Origin of the sequence: Streptomyces sp. NPDC058375, assembly GCF_042723425.1 — a bacterium.
In the GTDB taxonomy this organism is placed as follows: domain Bacteria; phylum Actinomycetota; class Actinomycetes; order Streptomycetales; family Streptomycetaceae; genus Streptomyces; species Streptomyces durocortorensis.
Genome location: NZ_JBHXJG010000353.1, coordinates 1 through 5,702, shown reverse-complemented (window position 1 = coordinate 5,702; position 5,702 = coordinate 1). Strand labels below are relative to the sequence as shown.

7 protein-coding genes and 4 tRNA genes are annotated in these 5,702 nt (G+C 71.9%); 6 read left to right on the top strand and 5 right to left on the bottom strand.

Features of this window, described 5'->3' with window-relative positions; translation table 11 throughout:
* Positions 1 to 143 precede the first annotated feature (143 nt).
* Positions 144 to 740, top strand: a complete 597-nt coding sequence (locus tag ACFWM7_RS33045; protein WP_383267858.1) for a CGNR zinc finger domain-containing protein — start codon at positions 144 to 146, stop codon at positions 738 to 740.
* 39 nt (positions 741 to 779) lie between these two features.
* Here ACFWM7_RS33045 and ACFWM7_RS33040 read toward each other — a convergent pair whose 3' ends face one another.
* Both ACFWM7_RS33040 and ACFWM7_RS33035 read right to left on the bottom strand, forming a co-directional pair.
* The gene (locus tag ACFWM7_RS33040; protein ID WP_010057260.1) at positions 780 to 935 is read right to left on the bottom strand and encodes a hypothetical protein; all 156 of its coding nucleotides are present in this window, start codon (positions 933 to 935) and stop codon (positions 780 to 782) included.
* A 154-nt stretch (positions 936 to 1,089) separates the two neighbouring features.
* Positions 1,090 to 1,563 carry a hypothetical protein gene (locus tag ACFWM7_RS33035; RefSeq protein ID WP_383267855.1) on the bottom strand — a complete coding sequence of 158 codons (474 nt, stop codon included), beginning with the start codon at positions 1,561 to 1,563 and terminating at the stop codon, positions 1,090 to 1,092.
* Positions 1,564 to 1,731: 168 nt separating this feature from the next.
* Between ACFWM7_RS33035 and ACFWM7_RS33030 the strand changes: the two genes are divergently transcribed.
* Positions 1,732 to 2,250 (top strand): DsbA family protein, encoded by a 519-nt coding sequence (locus ACFWM7_RS33030; RefSeq protein WP_383267852.1) that lies wholly within the window; start codon positions 1,732 to 1,734, stop codon positions 2,248 to 2,250.
* A 54-nt stretch (positions 2,251 to 2,304) separates the two neighbouring features.
* Here the strand turns inward: ACFWM7_RS33030 and ACFWM7_RS33025 are convergent, their stop codons facing one another.
* The 3 genes from ACFWM7_RS33025 to ACFWM7_RS33015 form a co-directional block, all read right to left on the bottom strand.
* Positions 2,305 to 3,141, bottom strand: coding sequence for a GNAT family N-acetyltransferase (locus ACFWM7_RS33025; RefSeq protein ID WP_383267849.1), 837 nt, complete (start codon positions 3,139 to 3,141; stop codon positions 2,305 to 2,307).
* A gap of 62 nt (positions 3,142 to 3,203) precedes the next feature.
* Positions 3,204 to 4,025 carry an aminotransferase class IV gene (locus tag ACFWM7_RS33020; RefSeq protein WP_383267861.1) on the bottom strand — a complete coding sequence of 274 codons (822 nt, stop codon included), beginning with the start codon at positions 4,023 to 4,025 and terminating at the stop codon, positions 3,204 to 3,206.
* Entirely contained in the window at positions 4,025 to 5,080 is a 1,056-nt protein-coding gene (locus tag ACFWM7_RS33015) for a chorismate-binding protein (protein ID WP_383267846.1), read from the bottom strand. The genes ACFWM7_RS33020 and ACFWM7_RS33015 overlap by 1 nt, the downstream gene beginning before the upstream one ends.
* Before the next feature lie 157 nt (positions 5,081 to 5,237).
* On the opposite strand from ACFWM7_RS33015, the gene ACFWM7_RS33010 reads away from it, so the two are divergent.
* The 4 genes from ACFWM7_RS33010 to ACFWM7_RS32995 all read left to right on the top strand — a co-directional run bounded on the left by ACFWM7_RS33010 (position 5,238) and on the right by ACFWM7_RS32995 (position 5,603).
* Positions 5,238 to 5,310, top strand: a tRNA-Gly gene (locus ACFWM7_RS33010).
* Between the two features lie 38 nt (positions 5,311 to 5,348).
* A tRNA-Cys gene (locus ACFWM7_RS33005) sits at positions 5,349 to 5,422 on the top strand.
* A gap of 1 nt (position 5,423) precedes the next feature.
* Positions 5,424 to 5,495 (top strand) — tRNA-Val (locus tag ACFWM7_RS33000).
* A gap of 36 nt (positions 5,496 to 5,531) precedes the next feature.
* Positions 5,532 to 5,603: transfer RNA gene (locus ACFWM7_RS32995), tRNA-Val, on the top strand.
* The last annotated feature ends 99 nt before the right edge of the window (positions 5,604 to 5,702 follow it).

Sequence of the window (5,702 nt, the reverse complement as noted above, 5' to 3'; positions counted from 1 at the left end):
GCCCCCGCATACCCCTCCCCGGCGCCGGAGGGGCCCGTTCCGCTCCCGGGCGGGCCCGCACCGCCCCCGGCCCCGGCGGACCGAGCCAGTAGAGTCAGCCGCCATCGGCAGGCGCCCGCCCGCCGGAGGCCAGGGAGCGAAGCGTGCTGATCCCTCACGACACCCGGATCGCCCTCGACACGGTGGTCGATCTGGTGAACACCGCACCGGAGAGCGAGCCGCCGCGGGACGACCCCGCGGACCCACTCGTGGACGGCCCCGAGGACGGTCTCGCCGACATCCCCGCCCTGTACGCCTTCGCGGAGCGGCATCTCATCAGCGGGGTCGGCACGCTCGGCGAGCGGGACCTGACCGCCGTCCGCGATGTCCGGGCCCGTTTCGCCGAGGTCTTCGCGGCCCCCGACCCCCGCACCGCCGCCGACCTGGTGAACCGGCTCGTCGCGGCGGCCGGGACCACCCCGCAGCTCACCGACCACGACGGCTACGACTGGCACGTGCACTACTTCGCACCGGACGCCTCGATCGCCGACCATCTCGCGGCCGACTGCGGCATGGCGCTCGCCTTCATCATCGTGGCGGGCGAGCAGGAGCGGCTGCGGCGCTGCGAGGCCCCGGACTGCGGGCACGCGTTCGTCGACCTGTCGCGCAACCGCTCCCGCCGCTACTGCTCCAGCCGTACGTGCGGGAACCGGCTCCACGTCGCGGCGTACCGGGCCCGGCGCAAGGAAGCCGCGGGCTGACGCCGATGCCTGCGTCGCCCCGCGCGGCGGCGCGGCGCGTCACAGCATGAAGAGATCGTGCAGAGCGGCCATCAGCAGCAGCACCCCGATGACCGTCAGGAAGATCATCAGAGGCGGCTGGGAGAGCGCGAAGAGACAGCCGCGGGGCTCTTCGGCGGGGCGTGCGGGGGCTTCGCCCCGGGAAGTATCCACCATCTCGGTGTGATCATGACGCACCCTTGGACGGGCTGGCGCTCAACCGGGGTCATTCACCCGGGAGTTCACCGTCCCGTGGCCATTGGAAATCGCTCCGGCGTACGGGGCGCCGTCAGGCATTCGGACCGGACGGGCCCGCTGGAAGCCCGAAGCCTCAGATGCCGTGCTTCTTGAGGATCGCCTCGATGTCGCTGAAGTCGTCACCGGGCGCGGCGGCCTCCTGCTTCTGCTTGGGCTTCGGCTGCGGCTTCGCGGCCGTGGCCGCGGGTCCTGCCGCACCGCCGGCGCCGAGCGAAGGGGCCGAGGCGGCCGGGGCGACTGCCTCATTCCGCCCGGCCGCCCGCGCGGCCTTGCGTTCCGCGCGGGTGGTGCCGCTGCGGCGCTCGATGGCGCGGGTGGTCATGAACAGCAGCCAGGAGAGGCCGAGCACCCCGAAGCCGACCCAGACGCCGGGCTTGAAGGCGATCCCGGCGACCCACTCGACGACCCCGGTCAGCACGAGCCCGACGGGGACGAGGGAGTAGGCGGCAATCCTCGTGGCCGTGAGGAACCGCTTGCGGTACGCGGTCACCGCGGCGATGCCCAGGCCGGCCGCCGACACCGCGGAACAGATGGTCTCGGCAAGCATCACGGCCTCCAGGCTCAGGGGGTACGTCCCTTCCATCCTGCACCGGCGACCCTCGTCGGGGCCACGGCGGCGGTCCACCTCAGGGACATTTCAGGGCCGGGCTCCTCCCCAGGGGGTGGGGCCCGGTGCGGATTGGGCCGCGCCCTCGCGGCCTGGAAGACTGGGCGCATGAGCGATTCCACCCCCGCGGCACCGGTCGTCGTCGACCTGTGGTGCGACCTCGAATGCCCCGACTGCCACCGATCCCTCGACGATGTGCGCGCCCTGCGGGCCCGGTACGGGGACCGCGTCGAGTTCCGGCTGCGGCACTTCCCGCTGGAGAAGCACAAGCACGCGTACGCCGCGGCCCAGGCCGCCGAGGAGGCCGTCGAGCAGGGCCAGGGATGGCCGTACATCGAGGCCCTGCTGTCCCGCACCGATGACCTCGGCCGCACGGGCGAGCCGGTGCTGCTCGATGTGGCACGCGAACTGGGCCTGGACGCCGAGGAGTTCGACACCGCGTTGATCGACGGCCGGCATCTGCTGATCGTCGACGCCGACCAGGCGGAGGGCAAGGCGATCGGCGTCACCGGCACGCCCACCTATGTGATCGGCGACGAGCGGCTGGACGGCGGCAAGAGCCAGGACGGGCTGCGCGAGCGGATCGAGGAGATCGTCGACGGCATTTCGGCCGCACGGGACCGGTAGCCGGGCGAGGCGGGCACCCGACACGAGGCAGGCCGGGCGGCCCGGAAGGGACCGCTACAGCGCCTTGGCCAGGTTGTACCGCGTCGTCGTGTAGCCCAGGGACTCGTACAGCCGCAGGGCCGGGGTGTTGGAGGCGAAGACGTGCAGGCCGATCCGGTCCGCGCGCCAGGAGCGGGTGATGTCCTCGGCGAGCAGCATCAGGGTCCGGCCGTGGCCCCTGCCCCGGTGTTCCTCGCGCACCCGCACGTCGAAGACGAATCCGGCCGGGCCGCCCGGCTCCAGCTCCCGCAGGGCCACCCACACATGGCCGACGACCTCGTCGGCCTGCACCAGCACCTGGAAGCGCACCTCGTCGGTCGCCAGTCCGTCCGGCAGGTGCGCGGCGTGGTCGGCCTCGGACTTGAGCCGGGCCTGCTCGGGCGCCACTCCGCGGTCGATCCAGCCCCGTGCGTACGTCTGCACCGCCTCCTGCCGCCAGGCCGCGAACTCCCCCTCGCTCATCGCGCGCGAGGTGAGACCGGCGGGCAGCGGGGCGGTGTCCGGACCGAGGTCCTTCACCATGTTGCGGCTGCGTTCGGTGTAGCCGAGGGCGGCCGCGAGGCGTCGGGCCGGGTCGTTGTCGGCGGGGACCTCCACCCGTACCCGGGTGCAGCCCCACCCCCGCAGCACCTCCTCGGCGGCGAGCGCGGCGATGGTGCCCCGGCCGCGCCTGCGCCGGGACTCCTCCACGGCGAGGGAGCCGAGCACTCCGGCGGTCGGGCCGAACGCGTCGTCGGTGCTGATCGCGACGGTGCCGACGGGCCGGCCGTTGTCGCACACGTCGTAGTGGCGGGCCCGCGCACCGTCAGGGCCTTGCTGGAGCGGCCCGGACGGCCGGAGTGTCGTGGTCATCAAGGGTTTGTATCCCCTGGACGACACCCCGTCACGCGCGTTTCCGGGCCGTCGGATCCGTTCTACGGGTCGAGGTCGTCGCCCGCCCGCTCGGCGAAGATCCGCATCGCCTTCGCCGTCACCGGTCCGATCTCCGGCGTCAGCTCGCGGTCGTCGACCCGGTGCACCGCCTGGACGTCGCGGAGGGTCGAGGTCAGGAACACCTCGTCGGCCTCGGCGAGCACGTCCATCGGCAGGTCGGTCTCCTCTGCCCCGGTCCACTCCACGGTCAGTGCGCGGGTGATCCCGGCGAGGCAGCCGGAGGCGACCGGCGGGGTGTGGATGCGGCCGTCCAGGACGACGAACACGTTGGAGCCGGTGCCTTCGCAGAGCCGGTCGGCGGTGTTGGGGAACAGCGCCTCGGACGCGCCCCGCTCCCGCGCCCGGGCCAGGGCGACGACATTCTCCGCGTACGAGGTGGTCTTCAGGCCGGTGAGCGCGCCGCGTTCGTTGCGCGTCCAGGGGACGGTGATCACCGCCGTGCTGTCCGGGCGGCGGCTCACCCCGTCGAGGGCGACGACCAGGCTCGGCCCGGCGGTGCCCCGGTCCGAGCCGAGCGGGGACAGCCCGCCGGTGTAGGTGATCCGCAGGCGCCCCAGGGCGACGGGGTTGGCGCCGATGACCGCGGCGACGGCGCGGCGGACCTCGTCGTGGTCCGGGTCGGGCAGGCCGAGGCCCCGGGCGGACCGGGTAAGGCGGTCGAGGTGCCGGGTCAACGCGAAGGGGCGCCCCTCGCTCGTACGCACCGTCTCGAAGATGCCGTCGCCCACGGTCAGCCCGTGGTCGAGCACCGAAAGCCGGGCGTCGTCGGCGTCCCGCAGTCCGCCGTTGACCCAGATCCTCATCATGCGGCCCTTCCTGTCTCCAGACACGCACCCGACGCTACAGCGAGCAGCCGGGAAGCCTTGAGTTCGGTCTCGTCCCATTCGCGCTCCGGGTCGGATCCCCAGGTGATCCCGGCGCCGGTCCCGAACCGCAGCAGCGCCTCGGGCCCGGTCCGGTCGATCCAGAACGTCCGTATGCCCACGGCGAGCGATGCGGTGCCCCGGTCCGCGTCGACCCAGCCGATCGCCCCGCAGTACGGTCCGCGCGGGCCCCGCTCCAGCTCGGCGATGATCCGCAGCGCGCTGGACTTCGGCGCGCCGGTGACCGAGCCGGGCGGGAAGGCCGCCGCCAACAGCTCCGGCCAGCCCGCCCCCTCGGCCAGCCGGCCCCGGACGGTGGAGACGAGATGGACGAGACCGGGGTGCTTCTCCACCACGCAGAGATCGGGCACGCTCACACTGCCGGTGGCGCAGACCCGGCCCAGATCGTTGCGGACCAGGTCCACGATCATCACGTTCTCCGCGTGATCCTTCTCCAGCAGGTCGGCCTCGGTCCGGCCGGTGCCCTTGATCGGCCCGGACTCCACCGTCCGCCCGTCGCGCCGGAGGAAGAGCTCCGGGGAGGCGGTGGCGATCTCCACGCCGTGGCCGGGCAGCCGGATCGTTCCCGCGTACGGGGCGGGGTTGCCGCGGGCGAGGAGGGAGGTCAGCGCGTCGACATCGGCGCCGGCCCCGCCGCCGGGCAGCGGTGCGGACAGCACCCGGCAGAGGTTGGCCTGGTAGACGTCGCCCGCCGCGATGTGTTCACGGATCCGCCGTACGCCCGCCGTGTAGGCGTCACGGTCCAGTGAGGAGGTCCAGTCCCCGGCGGCGGGACCGCGCCAGGCTCCGGGCACGGGAGAGGGCACCGCTTCCTTGCGTACGTCGGAGAAGCGGGCGCAGACGATACGACCCTCGAAATCGGCGGATACCGCCCAGAAACCGGACGAGTCGAGAGCCGCGGGATCGTGGGTCACATCCTGCAGACCGGAGGCTATGAGGCCGTCGAAACGGGCCAAGGGGGCGAGGTCGGACACGCGAATGAGTCTAGGACGGTGTGCGGTGACCTGCGTCGGGGCGAGGACCGGGCCGGGGTCGGCGCAGCACGCTGCACAAACGCGTTTTTGTACTGGCCCAGGAATCCGCTAGAGTTCAACACGTCGCCGGGACGCGCAAGCGGGCCGGGAAAGACAAGCGGACGTAGCTCAGTTGGTAGAGCGCAACCTTGCCAAGGTTGAGGTCGCCAGTTCGAACCTGGTCGTCCGCTCGCAGAAGGTGGGGGATTCTTCCCGAGCCCCCATCCCTGGTGGAGTGGCCGAGAGGCGAGGCAACGGCCTGCAAAGCCGTCTACACGGGTTCAAATCCCGTCTCCACCTCCAAGGACGATTAGCTCAGCGGGAGAGCGCTTCCCTGACACGGAAGAGGTCACTGGTTCAATCCCAGTATCGTCCACTGATCCGCAAGGATCATCGGTCCGCAAGGATCCCCGCGCGATTAGCTCAGCGGGAGAGCGCTTCCCTGACACGGAAGAGGTCACTGGTTCAATCCCAGTATCGCGCACGCAGTACACACGCGGTAAACGCAGGTTCACCTGCGCGATTAGCTCAGCGGGAGAGCGCTTCCCTGACACGGAAGAGGTCACTGGTTCAATCCCAGTAT